The sequence below is a fragment of the Comamonas testosteroni genome, from assembly GCF_030505195.1.
In the GTDB taxonomy this organism is placed as follows: domain Bacteria; phylum Pseudomonadota; class Gammaproteobacteria; order Burkholderiales; family Burkholderiaceae_C; genus Comamonas; species Comamonas testosteroni_G.
In genome coordinates this window covers 120,968-146,692 of sequence record NZ_CP129673.1, presented here as the reverse complement: position 1 = coordinate 146,692, position 25,725 = coordinate 120,968, and the positions used below count along the sequence as shown (strand labels likewise).

The 25,725-nt window shown below is 57.5% G+C and carries 22 protein-coding genes and 3 pseudogenes; 19 read left to right on the top strand and 6 right to left on the bottom strand.

Features of this window, described 5'->3' with window-relative positions; translation table 11 throughout:
• Positions 1-28 precede the first annotated feature (28 nt).
• The 9 genes from QYQ99_RS28160 to QYQ99_RS28120 all read left to right on the top strand — a co-directional run bounded on the left by QYQ99_RS28160 (position 29) and on the right by QYQ99_RS28120 (position 5,078).
• Positions 29-244, top strand: coding sequence for a hypothetical protein (locus QYQ99_RS28160; protein WP_143008597.1), 216 nt, complete (start codon positions 29-31; stop codon positions 242-244).
• A gap of 186 nt (positions 245-430) precedes the next feature.
• A complete protein-coding gene (locus tag QYQ99_RS28155; RefSeq protein WP_143008597.1) occupies positions 431-646 on the top strand; it encodes a hypothetical protein in 216 nt (71 codons plus the stop codon).
• A gap of 186 nt (positions 647-832) precedes the next feature.
• Complete coding sequence (locus QYQ99_RS28150) at positions 833-1,048, top strand: hypothetical protein (RefSeq protein WP_143008597.1); 216 nt, start codon at positions 833-835, stop codon at positions 1,046-1,048.
• Positions 1,049-1,234: 186 nt separating this feature from the next.
• On the top strand, positions 1,235-1,450 hold the full coding sequence (locus QYQ99_RS28145) for a hypothetical protein (RefSeq protein WP_143008597.1): 216 nt from the start codon (positions 1,235-1,237) through the stop codon (positions 1,448-1,450).
• 175 nt (positions 1,451-1,625) lie between these two features.
• Positions 1,626-2,639: a class 1 integron integrase IntI1 gene (gene intI1, locus QYQ99_RS28140; RefSeq protein ID WP_000845048.1), complete on the top strand. Its 1,014-nt coding sequence runs from the start codon at positions 1,626-1,628 to the stop codon at positions 2,637-2,639.
• A 285-nt stretch (positions 2,640-2,924) separates the two neighbouring features.
• Positions 2,925-3,230 (top strand): hypothetical protein, encoded by a 306-nt coding sequence (locus tag QYQ99_RS28135; RefSeq protein ID WP_071038013.1) that lies wholly within the window; start codon positions 2,925-2,927, stop codon positions 3,228-3,230.
• A complete protein-coding gene (locus QYQ99_RS28130) occupies positions 3,214-3,573 on the top strand; it encodes a hypothetical protein (protein WP_157128429.1) in 360 nt (119 codons plus the stop codon). Before QYQ99_RS28135 ends, QYQ99_RS28130 begins: the two co-directional genes overlap by 17 nt.
• Before the next feature lie 298 nt (positions 3,574-3,871).
• Positions 3,872-4,516: a recombinase family protein gene (locus QYQ99_RS28125; protein ID WP_071038012.1), complete on the top strand. Its 645-nt coding sequence runs from the start codon at positions 3,872-3,874 to the stop codon at positions 4,514-4,516.
• Between the two features lie 250 nt (positions 4,517-4,766).
• Positions 4,767-5,078 (top strand): hypothetical protein, encoded by a 312-nt coding sequence (locus QYQ99_RS28120; protein WP_157128428.1) that lies wholly within the window; start codon positions 4,767-4,769, stop codon positions 5,076-5,078.
• On the opposite strand, the gene QYQ99_RS28115 is transcribed toward QYQ99_RS28120, so the two are convergent.
• A complete protein-coding gene (locus QYQ99_RS28115) occupies positions 5,071-6,297 on the bottom strand; it encodes an IS256 family transposase (RefSeq protein ID WP_034390491.1) in 1,227 nt (408 codons plus the stop codon). The two genes, QYQ99_RS28120 and QYQ99_RS28115, sit on opposite strands and share 8 nt — an antisense overlap.
• 68 nt (positions 6,298-6,365) lie before the next feature.
• Between QYQ99_RS28115 and QYQ99_RS28110 the strand changes: the two are divergent.
• Positions 6,366-6,518: pseudogene (locus QYQ99_RS28110) on the top strand (DUF488 family protein); the annotation flags it as partial.
• A gap of 325 nt (positions 6,519-6,843) precedes the next feature.
• On the top strand, positions 6,844-8,820 hold the full coding sequence (gene uvrB / locus QYQ99_RS28105) for an excinuclease ABC subunit UvrB (protein WP_071038011.1): 1,977 nt from the start codon (positions 6,844-6,846) through the stop codon (positions 8,818-8,820).
• A gap of 161 nt (positions 8,821-8,981) precedes the next feature.
• Here the strand turns inward: uvrB and QYQ99_RS28100 are convergent, their stop codons facing one another.
• The gene (locus tag QYQ99_RS28100; protein ID WP_043387383.1) at positions 8,982-9,887 is read right to left on the bottom strand and encodes a LysR family transcriptional regulator; all 906 of its coding nucleotides are present in this window, start codon (positions 9,885-9,887) and stop codon (positions 8,982-8,984) included.
• Positions 9,888-10,170: 283 nt separating this feature from the next.
• Here QYQ99_RS28100 and QYQ99_RS28095 point away from each other — a divergent pair, with 283 nt between their 5' ends.
• The 8 genes from QYQ99_RS28095 to QYQ99_RS28060 all read left to right on the top strand — a co-directional run bounded on the left by QYQ99_RS28095 (position 10,171) and on the right by QYQ99_RS28060 (position 20,589).
• The gene (locus QYQ99_RS28095) at positions 10,171-11,280 is read left to right on the top strand and encodes an S-(hydroxymethyl)glutathione dehydrogenase/class III alcohol dehydrogenase (RefSeq protein ID WP_043387381.1); all 1,110 of its coding nucleotides are present in this window, start codon (positions 10,171-10,173) and stop codon (positions 11,278-11,280) included.
• A 51-nt stretch (positions 11,281-11,331) separates the two neighbouring features.
• Positions 11,332-11,730, top strand: coding sequence for a VOC family protein (locus QYQ99_RS28090; protein ID WP_046462314.1), 399 nt, complete (start codon positions 11,332-11,334; stop codon positions 11,728-11,730).
• Positions 11,731-11,902: 172 nt separating this feature from the next.
• Positions 11,903-13,234, top strand: a complete 1,332-nt coding sequence (locus QYQ99_RS28085; protein ID WP_302093303.1) for a DUF3422 family protein — start codon at positions 11,903-11,905, stop codon at positions 13,232-13,234.
• 55 nt (positions 13,235-13,289) lie between these two features.
• Positions 13,290-14,120, top strand: coding sequence for an S-formylglutathione hydrolase (gene fghA / locus QYQ99_RS28080; RefSeq protein WP_071038009.1), 831 nt, complete (start codon positions 13,290-13,292; stop codon positions 14,118-14,120).
• Positions 14,121-14,138: 18 nt separating this feature from the next.
• Positions 14,139-15,458 (top strand): NAD(P)/FAD-dependent oxidoreductase, encoded by a 1,320-nt coding sequence (locus QYQ99_RS28075; protein WP_084084743.1) that lies wholly within the window; start codon positions 14,139-14,141, stop codon positions 15,456-15,458.
• A gap of 213 nt (positions 15,459-15,671) precedes the next feature.
• Positions 15,672-16,445 carry a ZIP family metal transporter gene (locus QYQ99_RS28070; protein WP_084084741.1) on the top strand — a complete coding sequence of 258 codons (774 nt, stop codon included), beginning with the start codon at positions 15,672-15,674 and terminating at the stop codon, positions 16,443-16,445.
• 131 nt (positions 16,446-16,576) lie between these two features.
• Positions 16,577-17,890, top strand: coding sequence for a replication-associated recombination protein A (locus QYQ99_RS28065; RefSeq protein ID WP_071038007.1), 1,314 nt, complete (start codon positions 16,577-16,579; stop codon positions 17,888-17,890).
• A gap of 44 nt (positions 17,891-17,934) precedes the next feature.
• A complete protein-coding gene (locus QYQ99_RS28060; RefSeq protein WP_071038006.1) occupies positions 17,935-20,589 on the top strand; it encodes an excinuclease ABC subunit UvrA in 2,655 nt (884 codons plus the stop codon).
• A gap of 514 nt (positions 20,590-21,103) precedes the next feature.
• Here QYQ99_RS28060 and QYQ99_RS28055 read toward each other — a convergent pair.
• The 4 genes and pseudogenes from QYQ99_RS28055 to QYQ99_RS28040 all read right to left on the bottom strand — a co-directional run.
• Positions 21,104-21,343: pseudogene (locus QYQ99_RS28055) on the bottom strand (Tn3 family transposase); the annotation flags it as partial.
• Positions 21,344-21,486: 143 nt separating this feature from the next.
• A complete protein-coding gene (locus QYQ99_RS28050; RefSeq protein WP_003158660.1) occupies positions 21,487-24,402 on the bottom strand; it encodes a Tn3-like element IS1071 family transposase in 2,916 nt (971 codons plus the stop codon).
• Between the two features lie 145 nt (positions 24,403-24,547).
• A pseudogene (locus tag QYQ99_RS28045) lies at positions 24,548-24,808 on the bottom strand (DUF4158 domain-containing protein); the annotation flags it as partial.
• Between the two features lie 2 nt (positions 24,809-24,810).
• A complete protein-coding gene (locus QYQ99_RS28040; RefSeq protein WP_003124096.1) occupies positions 24,811-25,371 on the bottom strand; it encodes a recombinase family protein in 561 nt (186 codons plus the stop codon).
• Between the last annotated feature and the right edge of the window lie 354 nt (positions 25,372-25,725).

Genomic DNA, 25,725 nt, shown 5'->3' with positions numbered 1-25,725 from the left:
ACAATCGAATTTCTGACTGCAAAAACTGGTGCACCGAAACAACAACCTGACCGAAGCGATGGGTTTAAACCTGTGCAAGAACGGAGGTTTTCAACCCGCGACCTTGAACGAAGCCAAGGATGTTCTGGCGCGCATTTGGCCGAGAATGTTTCTTGAGACACAACCAGAAAAATGCGCGCCTTGTGCTGAAGAAGCCAATACCGTGAAAAACTTCTGCAAAAACGTTGTTTTTTGCTTTTCCTGACCGAAGCCAATTTTTAAAGCTCTGAACAAATAGGCCTAACGTTTGAAATAAGGGGCGGGACAAAGCGCTAGCTTTGGACCGTCCCTGTTGATTGATGGGTTAGGCCAGTGCTTTTCGCAAGAATACCAGCGCTTTGCGCCGCAGCAAACTGACCAGGAACAATCGAATTTCTGACTGCAAAAACTGGTGCACCGAAACAACAACCTGACCGAAGCGATGGGTTTAAACCTGTGCAAGAACGGAGGTTTTCAACCCGCGACCTTGAACGAAGCCAAGGATGTTCTGGCGCGCATTTGGCCGAGAATGTTTCTTGAGACACAACCAGAAAAATGCGCGCCTTGTGCTGAAGAAGCCAATACCGTGAAAAACTTCTGCAAAAACGTTGTTTTTTGCTTTTCCTGACCGAAGCCAATTTTTAAAGCTCTGAACAAATAGGCCTAACGTTTGAAATAAGGGGCGGGACAAAGCGCTAGCTTTGGACCGTCCCTGTTGATTGATGGGTTAGGCCAGTGCTTTTCGCAAGAATACCAGCGCTTTGCGCCGCAGCAAACTGACCAGGAACAATCGAATTTCTGACTGCAAAAACTGGTGCACCGAAACAACAACCTGACCGAAGCGATGGGTTTAAACCTGTGCAAGAACGGAGGTTTTCAACCCGCGACCTTGAACGAAGCCAAGGATGTTCTGGCGCGCATTTGGCCGAGAATGTTTCTTGAGACACAACCAGAAAAATGCGCGCCTTGTGCTGAAGAAGCCAATACCGTGAAAAACTTCTGCAAAAACGTTGTTTTTTGCTTTTCCTGACCGAAGCCAATTTTTAAAGCTCTGAACAAATAGGCCTAACGTTTGAAATAAGGGGCGGGACAAAGCGCTAGCTTTGGACCGTCCCTGTTGATTGATGGGTTAGGCCAGTGCTTTTCGCAAGAATACCAGCGCTTTGCGCCGCAGCAAACTGACCAGGAACAATCGAATTTCTGACTGCAAAAACTGGTGCACCGAAACAACAACCTGACCGAAGCGATGGGTTTAAACCTGTGCAAGAACGGAGGTTTTCAACCCGCGACCTTGAACGAAGCCAAGGATGTTCTGGCGCGCATTTGGCCGAGAATGTTTCTTGAGACACAACCAGAAAAATGCGCGCCTTGTGCTGAAGAAGCCAATACCGTGAAAAACTTCTGCAAAAACGTTGTTTTTTGCTTTTCCTGACCGAAGCCAATTTTTAAAGCTCTGAACAAATAGGCCTAACTTTGTTTTAGGGCGACTGCCCTGCTGCGTAACATCGTTGCTGCTCCATAACATCAAACATCGACCCACGGCGTAACGCGCTTGCTGCTTGGATGCCCGAGGCATAGACTGTACAAAAAAACAGTCATAACAAGCCATGAAAACCGCCACTGCGCCGTTACCACCGCTGCGTTCGGTCAAGGTTCTGGACCAGTTGCGTGAGCGCATACGCTACTTGCATTACAGCTTACGAACCGAACAGGCTTATGTCCACTGGGTTCGTGCCTTCATCCGTTTCCACGGTGTGCGTCACCCGGCAACCTTGGGCAGCAGCGAAGTCGAGGCATTTCTGTCCTGGCTGGCGAACGAGCGCAAGGTTTCGGTCTCCACGCATCGTCAGGCATTGGCGGCCTTGCTGTTCTTCTACGGCAAGGTGCTGTGCACGGATCTGCCCTGGCTTCAGGAGATCGGAAGACCTCGGCCGTCGCGGCGCTTGCCGGTGGTGCTGACCCCGGATGAAGTGGTTCGCATCCTCGGTTTTCTGGAAGGCGAGCATCGTTTGTTCGCCCAGCTTCTGTATGGAACGGGCATGCGGATCAGTGAGGGTTTGCAACTGCGGGTCAAGGATCTGGATTTCGATCACGGCACGATCATCGTGCGGGAGGGCAAGGGCTCCAAGGATCGGGCCTTGATGTTACCCGAGAGCTTGGCACCCAGCCTGCGCGAGCAGCTGTCGCGTGCACGGGCATGGTGGCTGAAGGACCAGGCCGAGGGCCGCAGCGGCGTTGCGCTTCCCGACGCCCTTGAGCGGAAGTATCCGCGCGCCGGGCATTCCTGGCCGTGGTTCTGGGTTTTTGCGCAGCACACGCATTCGACCGATCCACGGAGCGGTGTCGTGCGTCGCCATCACATGTATGACCAGACCTTTCAGCGCGCCTTCAAACGTGCCGTAGAACAAGCAGGCATCACGAAGCCCGCCACACCGCACACCCTCCGCCACTCGTTCGCGACGGCCTTGCTCCGCAGCGGTTACGACATTCGAACCGTGCAGGATCTGCTCGGCCATTCCGACGTCTCTACGACGATGATTTACACGCATGTGCTGAAAGTTGGCGGTGCCGGAGTGCGCTCACCGCTTGATGCGCTGCCGCCCCTCACTAGTGAGAGGTAGGGCAGCGCAAGTCAATCCTGGCGGATTCACTACCCCTGCGCGAAGGCCATCGGTGCCGCATCGAACGGCCGGTTGCGGAAAGTCCTCCCTGCGTCCGCTGATGGCCGGCAGCAGCCCGTCGTTGCCTGATGGATCCAACCCCTCCGCTGCTATAGTGCAGTCGGCTTCTGACGTTCAGTGCAGCCGTCTTCTGAAAACGACATATACATTGCAGATTCATTCAAAGAGCTATGCCGGGGAGCATGGCTCTTTTGTCTATACCCTATGTATCTATGAAAGGAACGTATGGCGCTCTTCTATGGTTTGGCCTCGGGGTTTGTTGTCATTGGCGTGATATGGCTGATACGCAAGATGCTGCAGCAGAGCTATATCGACAGCATGAAAGACATGCTTGCGCTAGTCGGCATGGTTTCTGGCTTGGCATGGGTGATGGTGCAAGCGCTTGATGCGCCGGAAGGCAGCGCAGGCCCAGCAACAGCATTCTTGCAATCAATCCCTTGGGGGTTGATTTGGGTAGTCGATGGGGTTTTGCTGGCAGTCCTGCTACTCGTTATTCGCAAGTGGAGAGGCCAACATGCTGCCGATAACTGAACCCCTCTCAGAGCCTCAAAAAGTGCAGTGGCAAGTGCTTTGCCGCCGCATGATGCTGGGAAACTTTCTGCTTGCTATTGGTGCGTTTGTGTCTGTGGCCATCTATGTGCGGCTTGTGCCAGGCACGAATGAACCACTCATTCATGCATTGAGCGATACCCTGTTAAATGCGGCTCCAGCTGGGCTTGCAGGGCTCTTGTATGCCATTGGATTGCTGATCTTTACCAGGCGCATAGCGGGCGGCTTTCATCGCTTCTATGTTGATGCCCTGTATTTCCGCGCAATAGGTAGCGCCATTGCCGGTGCCATCGCAGCGATTGGGTTTTACTTGCTTGCAAGGTAGGGGCTGCATGTCCGAAAAACTGACTGGCCGATGGGGGCCATACGACCCCAAAACACCGGAAGATAAGAAGAAGGCCCAAGGGCAGGCACAGAAGCGCCGAGAGCGCCAGGCTGCGCAGCTGGCATGGCTAGACAAGCATAAGAGCTGTGCGAACGGCTGCGGCAAGCCTGTGGCCTTCTACGAGGACTCGCCATCATTGGCGCTAAAGCATGGCGGCTGCTGTTCGCGTGAATGCGAAGAGGCTTGGAAGGCCAACCACCACCAACCCGCCGCCCCCAGGGGGGCGAAAAAAAGAACCATGGCCAAGGCCCCGCAATCTCTCCAGAAGATTGCCCGCGTTTACCTGCGGGTGAGCACAGAAGCCCAGGATTTAGAGCGGCAAGAGGCCATCGTCTTGCAGGCGAAAGCCAGCGGGTACTACGTGGCCGGGGTGTACCGCGAGAAGGCATCAGGAGCCCGCGCAGACCGGCCCGAGCTGCTGCGCATGGTTGCCGATCTGCAGGCCGGTGAAGTAGTCATATCGGAGCGCATCGACCGTATCAGCCGCTTGCCGTTGGCCGACGCCGAAAAGCTGATCCATACCATTCAGGCCAAAGGCGCGCGCCTAGCCGTGCCTGGCGTGTTTGACCTGTCGGAGCTGGCGACCGACGCCCAGGGGACGGCCAAAATCGTTCTGGAGGCCTTGCAAGGGATGTTGCTGCGCATGGCGCTGCAGATCGCGCGGGAAGAGTACGAGACACGCCGAGAGCGGCAGGCCCAGGGGATCGAGCTGGCCAAGAGTGCAGGCCGCTACAAAGGCCGCCAGCCCAACCAGGCACAACATGCGCGGATTGTTGCCCTGCGCCTGGCTGGCTACAGCATCCAGAAGACCGCAGACATGACGGAGAGCAGCACAGCTCAGGTCAAGCGGGTATGGGCCGAGCACAAGAAGAAGACCGAGTAGCGAAAAATTTTTGACAGGTGCCACGACTCATGAAAAGCCGCCTGCTTGATTCATAAGGCTTTTTTCATCTTGTGTGGCACTGGTCAACAAGCAAATGCTGCAGATTCCAGTTAAATTGGTTCGCTGTCCACGAAATATTGGAACGGGTGTCCATATAAAGTGGAATCTGCACAAATGCCATGGATGGTGAAAAAAATACTGTGCTTTGCCACAGATGATGAAAAAAATTGGGCTCATAGGGACACCGAATATGCAAATCAAGATCAACAGACGCAGCGCCTATGCACCTATTCGCTATGAGGCAACAAGGCCTTTTGCAGTGCCTATCAGTAAGGCTTATGTCGCAGCAAGTAAACGAGGCGAAGAGGCCCGCATTGCCTTTGTGAAAAGGCAATTGCTGCCATTGCTGCGCACCGCTGCAGTCAATTTAGGGAGGGAACAAGGGCCAGGCCCGCTGCAAAGCGAGGCGGTGAACATCCAAGTTTTCGGCTCTTATGTTGACAGTGGCAAGGTCATCTGGGCGTGTCCGAATTTTTGTGTAAACGGTTCGGACTTCAATTGACGGAGATGCGGTCTCCGAACTGAATGGTAAAGCGGGTCAGCGCAGCCTTCCAATCCCGGATGGGCATGGTCCACTTCTGACTGATGTTGCGCAGGGCCAGATAGAACAGTTTGGTCAGCGCTTCGTCACTGGGGAACGAGCCCCGGTTCTTGGTCAGCTTCCTCAGGCTCATGTTGACCGACTCGATGGCGTTGGTGGTGTAGATGACCTTGCGGATTTCGGGTGGGTAGTCAAAGAACGGAATCAGCCGGCTCCAGTTCCTGCGCCAGGACTGGCCGATGGGTTGGTACTCGGCATCCCAGCGGGCCTCGAATTCACCGAGCATCAGCTCGGCCTCCTCGGCGGTGGTTGCCGTGTAGATGCGTCGCAGGTCGGCGGCCACTTCTTTGCGACGCTTCCACGAGACGTAGTTCAGGCTGTGGCGCACCATGTGCACGATGCACAGTTGCACCACCGCCTTGGGGAATACCGCCTCAATGGCGTCGGGGAAGCCTTTAAGCCCGTCGACGCAGGCGATGAAGATGTCCTGCACGCCCCGGTTGCGAAGTTCGGTGACGACCTGCAGCCAGAACTTGGCACCCTCGGTTTGCGCCAGCCACAGGCCCAGCACCTCCTTGTCACCCGTCATGGTGATGCCGATGGCCAAGTACACCGCCTTGACCCGCACAGCGCCCTCGCGCACCTTCACATGGATGCAGTCCAGATAGACGATGGGGTAGATTGCATCGAGCGGGCGGGCTTGCCAGGTCTTGACCTCATCGGCCACGGCGTCGGTCACCGAGGAAATCAGGCTGGGCGAGACCTCGGTGCCGTACATCTCCTCCAGGTGGGCCTGTATCTCGCGCACCGTCATGCCGCGGGCGTACAGCGAGATGATTTTGTCGTCGAAGCCGGCCCAGCGGGTCTGGTGCTTGGGGATGAGCTGGGGCTCGAAGCTGCCATGGCGGTCACGTGGCACCTCGATGGGCAACTCGCCGAAATCGCCCTTGAGGGTCTTCTTGCTCTTGCCATTGCGGGTGTTGCCAGTGGTGTTGGCTACCGCTTCGTTGCGTTCGTGGCCCAGATGCTCGGTCAGTTCGGCGTCTAGGGCTCGCTCCACCAGCAGCTTGGTCAACTGCTTGAGCAGGCCGTTCTCGCCGATGAGGTCTTCGGGCTTCTTGTAGTTGGCCAGCAGGCCAGACAGCAGTTCTTCGGGTACGTCGTGTTTCTTGGTGCTCATTGTGCTTACGGACAGGCCGGCTTGCGCCGGCGGTTGATTGTCCGTTTACACAAAATTCTGCACACCCTCTGTCCTCCAGAAAAATTGAATCAATTGATAAAGAAAAACTTAACAATAGTTGCCTGCTTTGCAGCGAAGACAGGCCCCATCACTGCCATCGGAGACTTGTGGCCGAGTACCTTGCTGGCAAGTGGTCGAATGTCGAAATCGTGCATCTTTAGGGCCGAAGGCACGTATCGTGAATGGAAGTACATCACACATTTCGCATCAAGCTCGGGGCCTCCAATCACAGCTCGATCTCGACGGTTCATGAGGCATGCAGCCCCAGGTACAGACAGCTCTCAGAAAGCTGCTCGCAAATGTCGTGGCACTCCTAGGATGCACTAGGAGATCGACCCATGTGTGGGCTATCATGAGCGACGCCTAGGCCCACATGGGGCTCGTCCGGATCACCGCCATTCGCGTCTCGGTTTGGCACTGCTATAGGTCTTCTGAAATAGCTGACGCATCAGGCCAAGTTGAAGTGCTTCAATTAGGAGATGTTCCATGTCAACCGGTATGTTCATACTGCACTCCAACTATACGCCGGCGGGGGACCAGCCAGAAGCGATAGCGCGCCTGCTATCTGACCTAGAAGAAGGTGCGACACACCAAACGCTGAAGGGGATCACTGGCTCAGGCAAGACCTTTACGATGGCCAATGTGATCCATCGTCTGAAGCGGCCTACATTGATCTTGGCTCCTAACAAGACATTGACCGCGCAGCTTTATAGTGAAATGAAGCATTTCTTCCCAGAAAATGCGGTCGAGTATTTTGTTTCCTACTATGACTATTTCCAGCCCGAGGTCTATATACCGGGCAGTGATCGCTTCATTCAAAAGGACTCGGCGATCAATGATCATCTTGAGCGTCTGCGTCTATCCACGACCAAATCCTTGATTGAGCGCCGCGACGTGATTGTCGTTGCTTCGGTTTCTTCAATCTACGGCCTGGGTGATCCAGATGCATACCGAGCGCTGCAGATGGCTCTGTCCCCTGGGGCCAACCTAAATCAGCGGGAGCTGATTCGTCGCCTGGTTCTACTGCAATATGAGCGTACTGAGCGCACCCTCAAGCGTGCAACGTTCCGAGTTCGAGGTGAGGTGATTGATATTTTCCCTGCCGATTCAGAACACAGGGCGGTTCGGGTGGAACTGCTGGACGACTCTGTTGAGTCTGTTCAATGGCTAGACCCTGTTACGGGTAAAACACTGGGGAAAATTGACCACTACTTGGTTTCTCCAAAGACGCTTTTCGCGACACCTACGAACAAGATCGAATCCGCGTCCGAGAAGATTCTCGCTGAAATGGAAGAGCGCGTTGCCCAACTAAACAGGGACAATCGCTTGGTCGAGGCCAACCGTCTGTACGAGCGGATCACAAACGACGTAGAGATGATGCGGGAGCTTGGCTACTGCTCGGGGATGGAGAATTATTCCTGCTACTTCAGTGACCGGGACTCGGCTGCGCCTCCGATCACCTTGCTGGATTACCTGCCGAAAGACGGGCTCCTGTTCGTTGATGAATCCCACGTCATGGTGCCGCAGATATCCGCAATGTACCGGGGGGATCAGGCACGCAAGGATACGTTGATCGATTACGGGTTCCGTTTGCCTTCATCGAAGAACAACCGGCCATTGAACTTTGGCGAATTCGAGAAGGTCAAGCCACAGACCATCTTTGTTTCGGCCACTCCTGGTGAATACGAGTTGAGGGTATCGAAAGGCCGGGTTGTCGAGCAGATCATCCGGCCCACAGGGCTGCTTGATCCCAAGGTGGAGGTGCGAAAGGCGGACGGGCGCATGAACGATCTGCTTGCCGAAATATCGACGTGCGTGAAGAGAAAAGACCGCGTGCTCGTGACCACGCTGACAAAGGTCGGCGCGGAAGAGTTGACGGATTTCTTGACGGACAGCGGAATCCGAGCGCGCTACATGCATTCGGACATCAAGGCGGAGGATCGTGTTGAAATCATCAATGGCCTGCGCGCTGGGGAGTTTGATGTTCTGATCGGCGTGAGCCTTTTGCGCGAGGGGCTGGATATCCCCGAGGCGTCATTGGTAGCCATTCTCGATGCGGACCGTGCGGGCTTCCTGAGGTCGGCCCAGGCGCTCATTCAGATGATAGGCCGAGTCGCCCGGAATGAGAACGGAAAAGCGATCTTGTATGCGGATGCGATGACTCCTGCGATGCAGCAAGCAATTGATGAGACAAATCGGCGCAGGGAACTTCAAATTGCCTTTAACGAAGAAAACGGAATCTCTCCGACCTCTTCTGTGCGAAAGCTGGCAGGAAAAGAGACGAATGCGGAGGAACCCACAGTTCACTCCGAGGCTTTCTGCAAGAGTTTGTCCGACCTTTGCGACCAAATCACTGCCAAGGAACAATTACTACTCGAATTTACCGACGCTGGTGACGAGCAACACGTGGAAGAAATCCGTAGTCAATTGGATGTTTTGTACCGGCAATTCATTTATATCTAATCTTTAGCCGGCTTTAATAGCAACTAAGTTGTACGGTCGACCGATCTGCATCTAGTTTAAGCGAGCAGAAGGTCGACTAACAATTCGGGCATACGTAATGAGCCACCAAGGCTCGGTGCTTTGCTTTCCGAAGCTGATGCCCTACGACGCTTGGTCGCGTGTCACCTCAATGCCGGCAACGATTTAACGGCAGCCAGCATTTCATCAAATACCGCCCGAACTCTTCCCGAGACCGGGCCGCGCTGCGGCCGATAAACGTACAAACCCCATGCTGAAGATTCTTCTTTCTCCAGCACGCGCACGAGCTTTCCGCTGGCAATGTATGGGGCGACTACGTAGTCTGGCAGTTGTGCAAAGGCGATGCCTGCCAACGCCGCCCCCAATTCCATGTCGGCATTGTCGACGACGATTGCGGCAGCAATGGGTGTCCACTGGCGTCCCGCTTTGAAATACCAAGGCCAGGGGCGGCCGGTATTGAGATCCATAGACGCAGTGGTCGGCAGTCTGCTGAGGGCATCAATGGTGTCAGGTACGCCAACTTTTCTAATCAAATGCGGTGCGGCAACGATTGGAAATTTCATGTCGGCGGCCTTTCGCGCGACGAAGCGGCTATCGCGCATAAATCCGAGCCTGACGCCAACGTCAATCCCTTCTTCAACCGTATTGCTGATGCGATCGGACAGACGGACATCCAGTGTGATTGCGGGATGACGCGCGGCCACGCGCTCCAGTGCAGGCAGAACCGCCCGGGTGCCTAAGCTGAGCGGTGCCGTGATGCGAACCGTGCCAGAGAGGGATGTCTGTTCGTCACGCCCAGGAACTCGCCAGAGTTCCTCGAACCGCTCCAATGCGGGGCGCACCTGGTCTAACAAACCTTCACCAAACGCACTGATGCGTACCTGGCGCGTGCTTCTATGAAACAACACCTCGCCGTAGTGTTGCTCCAGTTGCTGGATGGCGCGTGTAACGCCTTGCGGGGAAGTACTGAGCCGGACGGCCGCATCGCGAAAACTGCTGCTTTCGGCCGCCACTCGAAAGATACGCAGCAGTTCAATTTCCTTGTTCATGACGAGCGCCTCACCTGGTCGGTTCCACTGCGTGTTTATTATTCCAGAAATTGGAATTAATAAATCGAAACAATTCCATATACAAGAGTTTTGCGAAATCACATACTTCGATTCCAGAGCAACTCCACAGGAACCGCGCATGAATACTTCGGCATAGATCACCACCTACTACGGCACCTTGCACTGCAGCGATCGCGAAGCCAGTTGCGTTCTTGGCGGCGCTTGATGTGCTCAATATTCATCATCGCTGACGTCAAATTTAGTTAGTAAAGGAAACAACATCATGAAATCACGTGCAGCAGTGGCCTTCGGGCCTGGTAAGCCTCTGGAAATCGTCGAGATCGACGTTGAGCCGCCGCGTAAGGGCGAGGTGCTCATCAAGATCACGAACACTGGCGTTTGCCATACCGACGCTTTCACCCTGTCGGGCGATGACCCCGAAGGACTCTTCCCGGTCGTGTTGGGTCATGAAGGCGCGGGCATCGTCGTGGAGGTGGGTGAAGGTGTCACCAGCGTGAAGCCTGGCGATCATGTCATCCCGCTCTATACAGCCGAATGCGGCGAGTGCCTGTTCTGCAAGTCGGGGAAGACCAACCTGTGCGTCGCCGTTCGCGCCACACAGGGCAAGGGCCTGATGCCCGATGGTACGACCCGTTTTTCGTACAACGGTCAGCCGCTTTATCACTACATGGGCTGCTCGACCTTCAGCGAATACACAGTCGTCGCCGAAGTCTCGCTGGCCAAAATCAACCCGGACGCGAATCCGGAGCATGTCTGCTTGCTCGGTTGCGGTGTTACCACCGGCATCGGCGCTGTGCACAACACGGCCAAGGTGCAGCCAGGTGATTCCGTCGCTATCTTCGGCTTGGGCGGTATTGGTCTGGCAGCTATTCAGGGGGCACGCCAAGCCAAAGCGGGTCGCATCATCGCCATCGACACGAATCCTGCCAAGTTTGAGCTGGCTCGTACCTTCGGGGCGACCGAATGCATCAACCCGAAAGACTTCGAGAAGCCAATTCACGAAGTGCTTATCGAAATGACTGGCTGGGGGGTTGATCACACTTTCGAGTGCATTGGCAACGTCAATGTGATGCGTTCCGCATTGGAAGCAGCCCACCGTGGCTGGGGCCAATCGATCGTCATCGGCGTGGCAGGTGCCGGCAAGGAAATCTCGACCCGCCCATTCCAGTTGGTCACTGGTCGTACCTGGAAGGGCTCCGCTTTTGGTGGCGTCAAGGGACGCACCCAACTTCCCGGCATGGTGGAGGACGCGATGAAAGGTGAGATTGATCTCGCCCCGTTCGTCACCCACACCATGGGTCTGGACGACATCAACAAAGCCTTCGACCTGATGCATGAAGGCAAGTCGATTCGTACCGTGATTCATTACTAACCCACGGATCAATAACGATCTTTTCAACAGCAAATATCAAGGAAAACTTCCATGTCTACTCCTGTTATCTCCGGTGACGGCATTTTCTCCCACGTCTTTATCGGTGCAGCCGATGTTCAAAAGTCGGCCGCGTTTTACGATGCAGCGCTGGGTGCTCTCGGCATCAATAACCTCGGTCCTTTCGGCAATGGCTGGGTACTCTATGGCCGCGAAAAGCCAGCCTTCATCATTGCCCGCCCCGGCAATGGCGAAGCTCCCTCCAGCAATGGCGTGACAGTAGGCTTCGCAGCTGCCTCTCCTGCTGAAGTGGATGCTTTCCATGCAGCCGGCCTTGCAGCTGGTGGCACTGACGAGGGTCAACCTGGTCCTCGCGGACATCTGCCTGGCGCTTATGCGGCGTATCTGCGCGATCCCGCTGGCAACAAGGTCTGCTCTTACACCTTCATCTAAGCTGAAATAGCTCTGACAAAGCCGGTACTGGGTCTACTTGTAGCGCCGGTACCGGCCAAATCCCAGAGCATGAAGCATCTGAAGACTGGCCCATGGCCACGCACCTTGTGCTTGGTCCTGGGCAATAAATGTGAAGCGTGGTGATTTTCAAACTATGAGAGATGAGGTCGGTATGAAAGATCCAGCAAACGTCAATGCGACCGCAGAACCCACTCACACCGCCACCGTGTATGGCATGCCAGCTTATGCCGATCGTGATGCTGCGGTCGGTGAAGTGCATGCGCGCCCACATCTGCTGATAGAAGCCCCTCGGGGCATATTGCAGTTCGCCTTCATGACCGAAGGCGACGCTGCAAAGGACCAAGCTGCGATGAGTGAGCTGTCTCATCGCTTCGGCGTTGCAGAGCCCGATCATGCCACTCCTCTTCACGGATTGACATGGGACGAGGGAGATCTGCACTGCGAAAAACACACTGAATTTTCTACGTACCTCTGGTGCGCAGCGCTGGATGCTGAGAGTGGTGAGCCATGCGGTGCAAACCCCTTCAAGCACGGATTTGTTCCTCCCGGTCCGGTGGTGTCCGGCATTAGCTTGAGGCTACTTCCATGGACTTCGGAAACTGAGAAGGAAGCTGAGCGCTTTGATCCAGCCAGCTTGTGCTACTCGCTGGTGGAGAATGGCTCTGCCGCTGTCTTGACCGACTTTCGTCAGGATGAGGATGGTCTAACGCACATTCTCATACTCGCTCGAGATTTGAATCCTGCGCGTGCTGGAGCACTTTCTCAACGTCTGTTGGAGATAGAGACTTATCGGACGTTGGCATTGTTATCCCTTCCGTTGACTCGTTCGATGACGCACGAACTTCGACGCATGGAGTCAAGACTGGCAGCCATCACAGACGAGATGTGCACCAGTTTGGCCGGACGGAGGGACAGTGACGTTTTGCTGGCCGAATTGACTCGCCTAGCTGCGGAACTGGAAGCCGGTGTTGCGGCAAACCTCTATCGTTTTGGCGCAAGCCGTGCTTACTACGAGATCGTCGAGGAAAGACTGGCTTCTCTTTCGGAAGAGGCAGTGTCCGGTTACTGCACATGGGCAGATTTTCTACAGCGTCGCATCGCTCCAGCGATGCGGACCTGCCAGTCCGTAAAGGAGCGCCAGGCAAAGCTCTCAGACAAGTTGAATCGATCCATTTCGCTACTGCGTTCCTGGATAGACGTTGAGCTCGAACGACAAAATCGGGACCTACTCGCGTCGATGAATGACCGGGCCAAGATGCAGCTGCGCCTTCAGCAAACGGTTGAAGGTCTGTCGGTCGCGGCAATTTCTTATTACGTCGTGAGTCTGCTGGGCTATCTGCTCAAAGGCATTCCCGTCATTCACGACGTGGTTGCGCCAGTAAGGGCTGTCCTGGTGCCTGTGGTGATGCTGGCCATCTGGTGGACGGTCCGCAGGATTAGGCACGCCCACGGCGACCCGGCAGCAGAAGTGAAATCCTCCTGACAGCGCAGCTGTCTTGGTGCGCAATGGCTGCGCAGTTATGAATATTGGAAACAACATGGAACGCATTGAACATCACGCCAGCTCTGAAGGCTGGCAGGACGTCTATCAGCACGCATCGACGACACTCGGTTGCACGATGAAGGTCGGTGTCTATCTGCCTCCACAGGCGCAGCACGGCAAAGTGCCGGTGCTTTACTGGCTATCGGGCCTCACCTGTACGGAGCAAAACTTCATCACCAAGTCCGCTGTCCAGCGCTTCGCTGCTGAGTATGGCATTGCCGTTGTCGCACCGGATACTAGTCCTCGCGGTGAAGGTGTTGCCAACGATGCGGCCTATGACCTCGGGCAAGGGGCAGGCTTCTATGTCAATGCGACACAGGAGCCCTGGGCGGCGAACTATCGGATGTATGACTACGTGGTGCATGAGTTGCCTGCACGTATCGAGGCGCAGTTTCCTGTAACGACGGAACGCGGCATCAGTGGCCATTCCATGGGTGGACATGGGGCTCTAGTCATCGCCCTGCGCAATCCTGGCCGTTATCGCAGCGTATCTGCCTTCTCCCCCATCGTGGCTCCCACTCAAGTGCCCTGGGGACAAAAGGCCTTTGGAGCCTACCTGGGCGGTGATCAGGAGGCATGGAAGCAATACGACTCGGTGGAATTGATCCGTACCGCACGGGAACGTTTGCCGTTACTGGTAGACCAGGGCTTGAACGATGAGTTCATTGAAAGTCAATTGCGTCCCGAACTGCTGCGCAAAGTGTGTGAAGAAACGGGGCATCCGCTGACATTGAACCTGCGGCCGGGCCACGACCACAGCTACTACTTCATTGCCAGCTTCATCGGCGAACACATGGCACACCATGCGTCAGCGTTGAACCGCTGACTAAGAGGAGATCAGATCATGTTAAGGACCTCTACAGACCGACATCACGTCGTCATCATTGGGGCAGGCTTCGGTGGGATCGAAGTTGCCAACGAGCTAGCTGGCACCGAGGTCGATGTGACGATCATTGATCGGCGCAATCATCATCTGTTCCAGCCATTGCTTTACCAAGTCGCAGGGGCGTCCCTATCTACCTCGGAGATCGCTTGGCCTATACGCTATCTCTTCCGCAATCGGCCGGAAGTGAACACGTTGATGGCCGAAGTGGAAGGTGTAGACACTGACGCACGTGAAGTCATTCTCAGCAATGGATCGCGCCAGCCCTATGACACGCTCGTGCTCGCTACAGGCGCGACCCACGCTTATTTCGGGCATGACGAATGGGAGCCTTTTGCCCCAGGCCTGAAAACTCTTGAGGATGCCACGACCATCCGAGGCCGAATTCTCGCTGCATTCGAAGAAGCCGAGCGCACGAGCGATCCGCAACGACGCGCTGCGTTGCAGACCTTCGTCATCATCGGTGGCGGCCCCACCGGGGTGGAATTGGCGGGCACCATCGCGGAGCTTGCACGAGACACGCTGGCGCGAGACTTTCGCTCCATCGATCCAAGCACGTCGCGGGTTGTACTGATCGAGGCTGGTCAACGCCTGTTGTCCGTCTTTCCAGAGGATCTTTCGGCCTATACGCGCCAGGCGCTCGAAAAGCTCGGGGTCGAGGTCGTGCTGGGTACGCCGGTCACCGAATGCTCGGCGGACGGCGTGGTGTATGGCGGCAACCCCCTTTCGGCCAAGACCATCGTCTGGGCCGCCGGAGTCCAAGCGTCTCCTGCAGCCCGCTGGTTGGGTGCTGCATCTGATCGTGCTGGCCGAGTTGTCGTAGGGGCCGACCTGACGGTGGCGGGATACCCTGAGATCTTTGCCATCGGCGATACGGCCTCGTGCACTATGCCTGATGGAAAGCCTGTCCCAGGAATTGCACCAGCAGCAAAACAGCAAGGCAAGTACGTTGCTAGCCTGATTGGGCGACGCTTGAAGGGTAAGCCCAGCGATGGTGCCTTTAAATACCGACATCAGGGGAACCTAGCAACCATAGGCCGTAGCCTGGCGGTCATTGACATGGGACGAGTGAAGCTGCGCGGAGCGTTTGCATGGTGGATTTGGAAACTCGCGCATATCTACTTTCTTATTGGTACTCGAAATCGCCTTAGCGTTGCCTTGAGTTGGGTATGGAACCACAGCATTGGCTACCGAGGCTCTCGCATCATCCTTCGGACAAGCCCGGACAAGGACCACCCCCCTAAGCCTATGGCGTTGGGTAAATCCGGACCTTCGGATTAGAGGACCATGCTCCGGAGTAGGCAAGACCACGTTTGGGTGCAGTACGGATTCTTGATCGTCTTGCTTAATCGACGTTGATCGTCAGTAGCCTGGATAAGACAGCTGGTTGTTCTAAACAGCGCGCAAGGCCGCGCAGTTAAGTAGCCAGCAGGCAATTCAGGCAAGACAGCTGCTCTTTCACATCCATTGGCCTACTAACTACGTACAAAATCTATGTCACTGATGATCGTCATCCTGGCAACGCTGGCCGCGGGCATAGGGAGCGTCTGGATAGCCTATCTGTTGGTCGCCCGTACCAGGGCAAGCAATGGACAGACTAGTTACGCGCAGCAAGGCTTTCTTGGTTTGGCAGCTGGCGCACTTTTAACTACAAGCCTCACTCATCTGCTGCCTGAAGCGCTTGAAAGCAATGTAGATGCGCATGAGCTCTTCTTGGTCATTCTGGCGGGCTTGGTTTTCTTTTTTCTTTTGGGCAAGGCAGAGCTATGGCATCACCCGCACGACCATGAACATACAAGCCCTTCTCACAGAGGCTCCAGTTGGGCATTGCTGATTGGCGATGGTGTTCATTGTTTCGGTGACGGCGTTCTGATCGCTTCTATGTTCATCGTGGACATTCGATTGGGCGCGATTGCTGCCGCATCAGTATTAGCGCATGAGATACCTCACCACATGGGTGATCTGGCCGTTCTACGGGAGGGGAGTTATCGAGGTTCTGCGGTTCTGAAACTCACCATGGCTGGCGGGATGACAGCATTAGGAGGTGTAAGTGGATATCTTCTGCTTGCAAAGCTACAGCATTGGCAACCATTCTTGATGGCTGTGGCTGGGAGCAGCTTTATCTATGTGGCGCTCTCAGACGTAATACCTCGGATGCAGCAACGCCGAACGGCGAAGGACGCCACGATACAAGTGGCTTGGCTTCTGCTTGGGATCGCGATAGTTGCCGTAGTGAGCTCGCTGTCTCATGGCAATAGCGCCTTGTGAACCAAGGGGTGATCCAGCGCAGTCGCTGGCTGGTTCCAGTCAACTCAAATGTTGGGTTTGAAGAAATACGCGTACTTACACAAGAACCTGCGCCATCGGAATCATTTTCTTGAAATGCCTGGGAGACGAACTTGACCGATCTATTCACGACAAAGCCCAAGCCTCCCTTGGCCGAACTCCTGCGCCCCAAGACGCTGGATGAATTCGTCGGGCAAAGGCACTTGCTTGGCCCCGGCAAGCCGCTGCGCCTCGCATTCGAGTCGTGCAAGCTGCACTCGTTCATCCTCTGGGGGCCACCGGGCGTGGGCAAGACCACCCTGGGCCGCCTAGCCGCCAGCGTGACCGACAGCCGCTTCATCGCCATCTCCGCCGTGCTGGCCGGGGTGAAGGACATTCGGCAAGCCATCGACGAAGCCCAGGCTGAACTGGACAACCACGGTCGTTCTACAGTCCTTTTCGTTGATGAAATCCATCGCTTCAACAAGGCGCAGCAGGATGCGTTGTTACCCCATGTCGAGTCGGGTCTGCTTACCCTGGTGGGAGGGACTACGGAGCATCCGGGGTTGGCTGTCAATTCCGCCCTTCTCTCTCGTGCTCAGGTCTACACACTGGAGCCGCTGTCTGGCGAAGAGATGCAGCAGCTCTATGCACGCGCACTGCCGCATCTGCAGGGCATCAGGTTGGATGCGGACGCGCTGGACTTGCTCAAGGGCTTCGCCGATGGCGATGGCAGGCGCTTCCTCAATCTGCTTGAGCAGGTGACAAATGCGGCGGCGGGCGCCGGCAAACCTCTGGTCGATGGCGAGTTCACCAGGTTGTCCACCAGTCCGTCGCTGCGCCGCTTCGATAAGGGCGGCGACGAGTTCTACTGGCAGCTCTCGGCATTTCACAAATCGCTGCGGGGTTCCGACCCCGATGCGGCCCTGTATTGGCTGGCTCGCATCCTCGATGGCAGCGGTGATGTGAGTCAGGTGACCCGTCGCATGGTGGTGATGGCCAGCGAAGACATCGGCAATGCAGACCCGCAGGCGCTGCAATTGGCACTCAATGCCGCGTTGGCCTACGACAGGTTGGGCTCGCCCGAAGGCGAGATACCGCTGGCCCAGGCGGTGACTTACCTTGCTCTGGCCCCCAAGTCGAATGCCGCATATGCCGCGTGGGACCAGGCCAAGGCGTTCGTCAAGCGCAGCGGCTCCCAGCCTGTACCACTTCATCTTCGCAATGCGCCGACGAAGCTGATGAAGCAGATGGGATATCGCGAAGGCTACCGCTACGCCCATGATGAGCCCAATGGCTATGCCGCTGGGCAAACCTATTTTCCTGAAGGGGTGGCGCGGCCGGGTTGGTATCAACCAACCGACAGAGGCGTTGAGCGCAAGCTGGGAGAACGGCTCACTTGGCTACGTTCGCTCGACGATGAGATGCCGCCAGAGGCGGAATCTTGACCGATCGCCCCCCGAAATCGGCTCATGAACTACAGGATAAGAACATGCCCAACCCTTCTTTCGGTGAATCCTCTTGTACTGCCGCCGCCAGCGGCCTCGTGCAGGTGCGGGGAGCGCGTGAGCACAATCTCAAGGACGTGGACGTCGACATCCCGCGCAACGCGCTGGTTGTGTTCTCGGGTGTGTCCGGCTCCGGGAAGTCCTCGCTGGCCTTCGGCACCATCTATGCAGAAGCCCAGCGGCGCTACTTCGAGTCGGTGGCTCCCTATGCACGACGCCTGATCGACCAGGCCGGCGTACCCGATGTCGATGCGATCGACGGCCTGCCTCCAGCGGTGGCGCTGCAGCAGCAGCGCGGAGCCAGTAATGCGCGTTCTTCTGTGGGCAGCGTCACGACATTGTCCAGCCTGGTCCGGATGATGTATTCCCGCGCCGGAGCCTATCCGGCCGGTCAGCCGATGCTGTACGCCGAGGATTTTTCCCCCAACACGCCGCAGGGGGCATGTCCGACCTGCCACGGCCTGGGTCATGTGTACGAGGTGACCGAGGCCATCATGGTGCCCGATCCATCGCTCACCATCCGCGAGCGGGCGATTGCCTCGTGGCCGCCCGCCTGGCAGGGGCAGAACCTGCGCGACATCCTGGTCAGTATGGGCTACGACGTGGACCGACCGTGGAAGGACTTGCCGAAGACGGATCGTGACTGGATTCTGTTCACCGAGGAAACACCGACGGTGCCGGTGTACGCGGGCTTCACACCTGCTGAGACCCGCGCCGCGCTCAAGCGCAAGATGGAGCCGAGCTACATGGGTACCTTCACCGGCGCCCGTCGGTATGTGCTACACACCTTCGCGAACACCCAGAGCGCGCTAATGAGAAAGCGTGTGTCCCGGTTCATGGAGGGCAAGCCGTGCCCCACGTGCCAAGGCAAGCGGCTCAAGCCTGAGGCACTGTCGATCACTTTCGCCGGTGTGGACATCGGCGCGTTCATGCAGATGCCGCTGGACCGACTGGCGGCCTTGCTCGAACCCATCGCCCAGGGCGATTTCCGCGCCCATGCAGCGGGAGCGGCCACGGACAAAGAGGCAACCCGGCGCGACCGTGCAGAACGCGCGACCTCCGGCCGTGCCGTGCATGCGGTATCGCCCGACGTGCGCCGCACCTCCGCGCTGTCGGAAGAAAAGCGTCTCGCCGCGCAGCGCTTGGCCGGTGGCGTGATGGCACGACTGCGTCAGCTGCGCGGGCTGGGCCTAGGCTACCTGACGCTGGACCGGGCCACGCCGACGCTTTCGGCTGGCGAATTGCAACGCCTGCGGCTGGCCACGCAGCTGAGTTCCCTGCTGTTTGGCGTCGTGTATGTCCTCGACGAACCCTCGGCGGGGCTTCACCCCTCCGACAGCCAAGCCCTGTACGACGCGCTCGACCGGCTGCGCGACGCCGGCAACTCGGTGTTCGTGGTGGAGCACGATCTGGACCTGATGCGCCGCGCGCAATGGCTGGTGGATGTCGGGCCGGATGCCGGAGAGCGTGGCGGCCACGTGCTCTACAGCGGCGAGCCGGATGGCCTGCGCAAGATTGCCGAATCGCGCACCGCCCGATATCTGTTCGACGAGATCCCCGCGCCGGGGAGCCGGGCACGCGAAGCGACGAGCTGGCTGGAGCTACAGGGCATCCACCGCCACAATCTGCATGGTGTGGATGCACGGATTCCGCTGGGCGTGCTGACAGCCGTCACCGGCATCTCCGGCTCCGGCAAGTCTAGCCTTGTAGCGCAGGCCTTGCCGGAGTTGATGCTGCTGCACCTGGGCCACGAGCCTGAAGACGATGCGGCCGAAAACGCCTCCAGCGAAGGGCCGGCCGTAATCGAAGCGACCGGCGGTCGTCTGGCGGGCGACGTGGACGCCATTCAGCGCCTGGTGCAAGTGGACCAGAAGCCGATTGGGCGTACGCCGCGCTCGAACCTGGCTACCTACACCGGCCTGTTCGACCACGTGCGCAAGCTGTTCGCCGCCACGCCCGATGCTCGACGCCGACGCTATGACGCCGGACGGTTCTCATTCAATGTTGCCAAGGGGCGCTGCGAAACTTGCGAGGGCGAGGGTTTCGTCAGCGTGGAACTGCTGTTCATGCCCAGCGTGTACGCGCCGTGCCCGACATGCCATGGCGCACGCTACAACCAGGCCACGCTGAAGGTGCAATGGCACGGGCGCAATATCGCTGAAGTGCTGCAGATGACCGTGGACGAGGCCAGCGAATTCTTCACGGATGAAGGCGCAGTGGCAAGGACACTACAACTGCTGCGTGATATCGGACTGGGCTATCTTCGCCTGGGGCAACCAGCCACAGAGCTTTCCGGTGGTGAGGCGCAGCGCATTAAGCTGGCTACCGAGCTTCAGCGCAGTCAGCGCGGACGCAACCTGTACGTGCTCGACGAGCCGACCACCGGTCTGCATGCATCGGATGCGGACCGGCTGCTAGTGCAGTTGCAGCGCCTGGTCGATGCCGGCAATACCGTGGTGATGATCGAGCATGACATGCGTGCGGTGGCCCAGGCCGACTGGGTGATTGATGTGGGGCCGGGCGCAGGCGATGCCGGCGGCCGCATCGTGATAGCCGGTTCTCCGGGACAGGTGGCGCGAATGCCCGACAGCCGGACTGCGCCGTTTCTCGCGCAGGAGTTGACGCGGGCCCGGACGTGAGGCTGGGTTTTGTCTACGGGATCAGTCCATGTCCGAAGTCGGTCAGAGCGGAATTGGGCAGGCCAGAACCGAATGACTCAGTTCAGCCTAGACCTGCCGCTCACTGCTACCGACCGGACGCCAGCTTCTGGCCGATCCCAAGCCGGTCACGACCAGCAGGCTGGTCAGCCGCGACCGGCACAGGCGGTCAATGCAACCGGAATCCGCACTAAAAACTGAATCTTGCCCATCTGGGGATAGCCAAAGTAGCCAGGGGACGGTGCGGCCTCACATAAGGCGTGCTCATTGGCACGGGTACTGGCTTGGCCCCAGGGATGGGGATCGAACCTTTGATTTGCGTTGGCTTCCGCCTGTGGCTGTGAACGTCAAAGAGAATGAGCCACTACCGGCAGTGCTTCATCCCGTCAAGTGACCAAGGAAATCAAGGAAAAAGGGGGCATGAGCCCCCTTTTTTTCACCAACTTGGCAAAGTTTTCACCAAGGGGTCGCCTCAGAAAACGGAAAATAAAGCACGCTAAGCCGGTTGCAGCGGTCGTAGCGGCCTGAACTTGCCCGCGCCGATCTTGGCGCTGCTGCGCCAGAGGTAATCGCCGGTGAGGTTGATGTGCTCCCAACCGAGCGGCGACAGGTACTGCAACAGCGCGTCATCAACGGCATGGCCGTTGCCACGCAGCGCGTGCGCAGCCCGTTCCAGATAGACCGTGTTCCACAACACGACGGCAGCCGTTACCAGATTGAGGCCGCTAGCCCGGTAGGGGTCTCCTCGTTTTCAGTGCAATAAGTGACGGTACGAAAAGCTAGCACTGGCGCGGAGGTGGTGTTGGTAGATCGTTGATTTCATTGACTTTCCTGTTCACTTTCAAATCTGCGATTCGTGGCGTCAAACCGTGGTCGGTTTCATCCATTGGTGCCAGTTATCGATGCATTTGGCCGCGAAGGCAGGATTTGGTCAGCATAGCGGTCAACCGGGAAGCGAAACACACCCCGCAAGTTGATGCTCTCCAGCCTGGTGGGCGCAATCTTCCCGATCAGTTCCGGTGGAATGACCTGGCGGCGGTTCGACCAGCGATCCAGGACCGCCTGCATCTGTGAGGTATTCCACGCCATCACGATGTTGGCCATCAGGCTCAACGCATCGGCCACAGCCTGCATTTCATCGACACGTTTGGCCTGCGCCGGGCTGATCCGGCCGGTATAAATGGCGCGCTTGAGGGCGTTAACAGCCTCGCCCCGATTGAGCACCCGGCGCAACTCGTTCCTGAAAGCGTCCTTGACAAAGTAGTCAGCCAAAAACGCCGTACGCAGCAACCGCCCCAATTGCACGCCAGCCTCATAGATTGGATCGCCCTGGGCGGCAGAACCGAACCGCGCAAGAGCTGCCACCGCACTGGCATGTCCGCTCATGACCGAGGCTGCCAGGTGCACCAGACTATCCCAATGCTTTTCGATCAAAGCGACGTCGACATTGGCTTCGCACACCGCAGCGATTTCTGCGGGCACTTTGGTGCCGCGTGGCACAAAGAGGTGGCGCTGTTTGAGTTCCTTCAACCGCGGGCAAAGATCAAAACCAAGCAAACGGGCATGTGACATGGCAAAGTCGGTGTAGCCATGGGTATCCACAGCAAGCTGGCTGGTCTCCAGCTTTTCTTGGCGGATGACACCTTCAATGGCCACGCCCGCCTGGCGCTCATTGAGCACAAAGGGCTGCGCATGGAAGATGCCCCACCGGTCTTTTACATGGGAGTAGATTCCAATGGAAGGTGTGTTGCGCCGAGGATCAAGCCGGGCTTGCCACACCCGTTTGGTGGTCTCCATGGTCATCATGTCAGAAGATGCCAAATCGGACCGCCCCCAGGTGGCGGCAATCGGGTGTCGCTGCATGAATTCCAGCACAGCCTGGCAGGCCTGGCTCAGACGCCGTTCGTCCCGCGCCCAGCGCATGGCCTGGCGAATGCTGGTGGCAGACAATTGCGGAATCATGCGCGCGCATTCGACCGCAGTCAGACTGGTGCCGTGGGCCATGATGCCGGCATAGACCATCAGCAGCTCGTCGGTAGAGCGCGGCTCACGTCCGAGCATGATCCAGCTAAAGCGCACCTGGGCGTCAACGGCCAGAATCACTTCCGGCAATTGAACCTCACCGATGCGGTGATCCAAAGCCGCGCGCAGCTTGGTCACTTCTGGGTCTTCGTCCTCTGCGGGCAATGGCGACAAATGGAGTTCATCATCCACGCGCAGTACGCCACTGCGGGCTGCAGCGGCCACCGCATCGACACCGGCAGTTACTCTGGCCAGCAAAGGCTTCAAGAAAGTGGCAGCCTTGCTGGGTAACGATAGACGGGCATAGTGTTTCTTGGACTCTGCCTGCCAACGCTCGTCCGTGAAGAACAAGCGCGCACGACCCCGAAAGCTCAGGCTGTGCTCAATCCAGACCGAGCCATTGCGCACCGCGCGGCGCAGGGCAAACAGGGTGGCCACCTCCAACGCCTGAAACGCCCGTTCCCGGTCTGGGCTGGAGATCGAAACCTGCCAGATCATTCCCAGACTTGGTGCCACCACTTCAACTGGCAGCTTTCTGGATCCTTTGAGATATAAAGCTTGCAGCTTGGCAAGGTACTCGATGGCAGGATGCTCGCCGGTGGCCTGCCAGGGCAGCTTTGCAATGGCGACGAGCAACGACCGCACGGGGCGAATTCCATCAATCAATCCCTCGCGGACCAGGGAGGCCCTGCTCGGTGGTTTGCGTTTCTGGGTTTCGGTGATCAAGGCTTCAAGACGGGCACGCAACTCAGCATCTGGCACCGCACCTTGCGCGCTCAAGGCAACAAGTTCGCCGAGCAGCGTTTTGTACATTGCGGCCCAATTGACGGTAGCGGGGACATCGGCGGCAGCCTGACGCCACAGATCGGCGATCCGGCGCTGCACCATAAGGATCAACTGGTCTGTGGTGGTGAACAGGCAATACCGAAGAAAGCATGCGACCTCCACGGTGCGCGCTGGCTCTTTGATCTTGGCTCCGGCTGAGGGCGGCCTGGAGACAAGTCGGCGCGCGTAGCGGCGCAAGATGAGATCGGGGATGTCTGCCAGGTGCTTATGAACGTCCAGCGTGTAAAGCAGGTCGATGCGCTCCAGTACCTCGCTGATTTGGCGGGTTGAGTGTTTCGCCGGTGCAGCCCATAGCCAACTCTGCTGGGTTTGTCCATCTGGGCGCAGCTCTGAAACTGAGGCTCGCCAGCGATCAAGTGTTGCTGGATCAACGCTGGCGGCGATGGCGGTGCCTGTTTCAACTTCAAGCTGGGCAAGTGCCGCCGCAATCAGTGTCCGAATTGCCCGCTCGTGCACGATCACCAGCTTGTTCTTGTACAGCCATTGACGCGCCCGCACGAGTAGCTGATCGCGGTCGGCGCAGCGCGCCACTTCGTCGCGCAGTTCACGTACCAGTGAGCGGCGCTGGTGCTCGCTCATCCACTGGAATCCAAGGACCGTGCAGGCTACTTGTTGGTGATCGAATAGCGTGCGCCCGCGTTCATACATGGCTCTCAGCGAGGCGACTTCTGGTGCTGCAATGCCAAGCTCGTTGCCAAGGTGGCGCCACAAGGCTACTGGAATTACCCGAAAGGCACCGAGCAAACGCCCACTCATGCGCAGGAAACCAATATGGAGCGCCAGACCAAGCTTGTGGGAATCACCTCGGCGTGCATTGATTGCGTCGCGCTCGGCACCATCGAAGGTGAAAAATGCCTTCATCTCGAAGTCGCTGATATCGCGGGGGAGCCCACGCATCCCCAAAAACGTTGTGTGCCAACCCTGCATCGTGAACCTCAAAAGTGGGAGGCCACCATACCCGTTTACAAAGCGAACAGGAAAGTCAATGAAATCAACGGTCTACCCAGACCACCCCCGCGCCAGTGCTAGCTTTGCGTACCGTCACTTATTGCACTGAAAACGAGGAGACCCCGACACTGACCTTGAGCTGGTCGGCGACCAGTTTCAGCAAGGGCGGAAACGGCGGCTCATCGACGCCAAGGAGGATGCCGGGAAAGCGCAGGTAGCAGAGCTGAACTGCAAAGCCCAAGCGGTTCGCAGGCCCGCGCCGCTGCCGGATGATGGAGAGGTCGGTTTCGCTGAACGTGTAGTGACGGATCAACTCATCCTTGGTGTCCGGCAACGCCAGCAGGCTTTCGCGCTCGGCGGCGGACAGGATTGAACGACGTGGCATATTTACTGATCCGTTCTCAAGTATTGATACAGGGTTTCGCGACTGATTCCGAATTCACGAGCCAGCTTGGTCTTTTGCTCGCCAGCCTCGACACGTTGGCGCAGTTCGGCAATACGCTCAGACGACAGGGATTTCTTCCTGCCACGGTAGGCCCCGCGCTGCTTGGCGAGCGCGATGCCCTCGCGCTGCCGCTCGCGGATCAAGGCGCGTTCGAACTCGGCGAACGCGCCCATTACCGACAGCATCAGGTTCGCCATCGGCGAGTCCTCGCCGGTGAAGGTCAAATGCTCCTTAAGGAACTCGATGCGTACGCCGCGCTGGGTGAGGCCCTGCACCAGGCGGCGCAGGTCGTCGAGGTTGCGCGCCAGACGATCCATGCTGTGCACCACGACCGTGTCGCCTTCGCGCACGAAGGCGAGCAGCCGTTCCAGTTCGGGCCGCCGTGTGTCCTTGCCCGACGCCTTGTCGGTGAACACTTTATCCACCTGGATCTGTTCGAGCTGCCGTTCTGGGTTCTGGTCGAAGCTGCTGACGCGGACGTAACCGATGCGCTGACCGTGCAAGGTATCCTCCTGAGGGAAATGTGTCAGGAAGAAATCTATGACCCTTGACGGCGCATGTCAATCAATTCGGAAGGCAACTCTATTCTGACGATTTAGCGCCGGATGGTCTGACGCCAAGTTAGGGTATAGCTCAGACTGACATTATTATTGCTGCGCCGCCGCAAAGAAGGTAAAATACCCCTTCCAAAAAATCAGCAAGCCAACTATCGGAGTTCCTACCCGTGTAAGCCTCTTTCTCGCTGCGAGCCAGCTTCAACCACTCACCACGCTCGCACGAGGCTGCACGTCCGATTCACTGCGTCTTGCTGGCCCCGGATCACTCGGGGTTCGTTCTCTATTCCGCTGGCCGGGAAG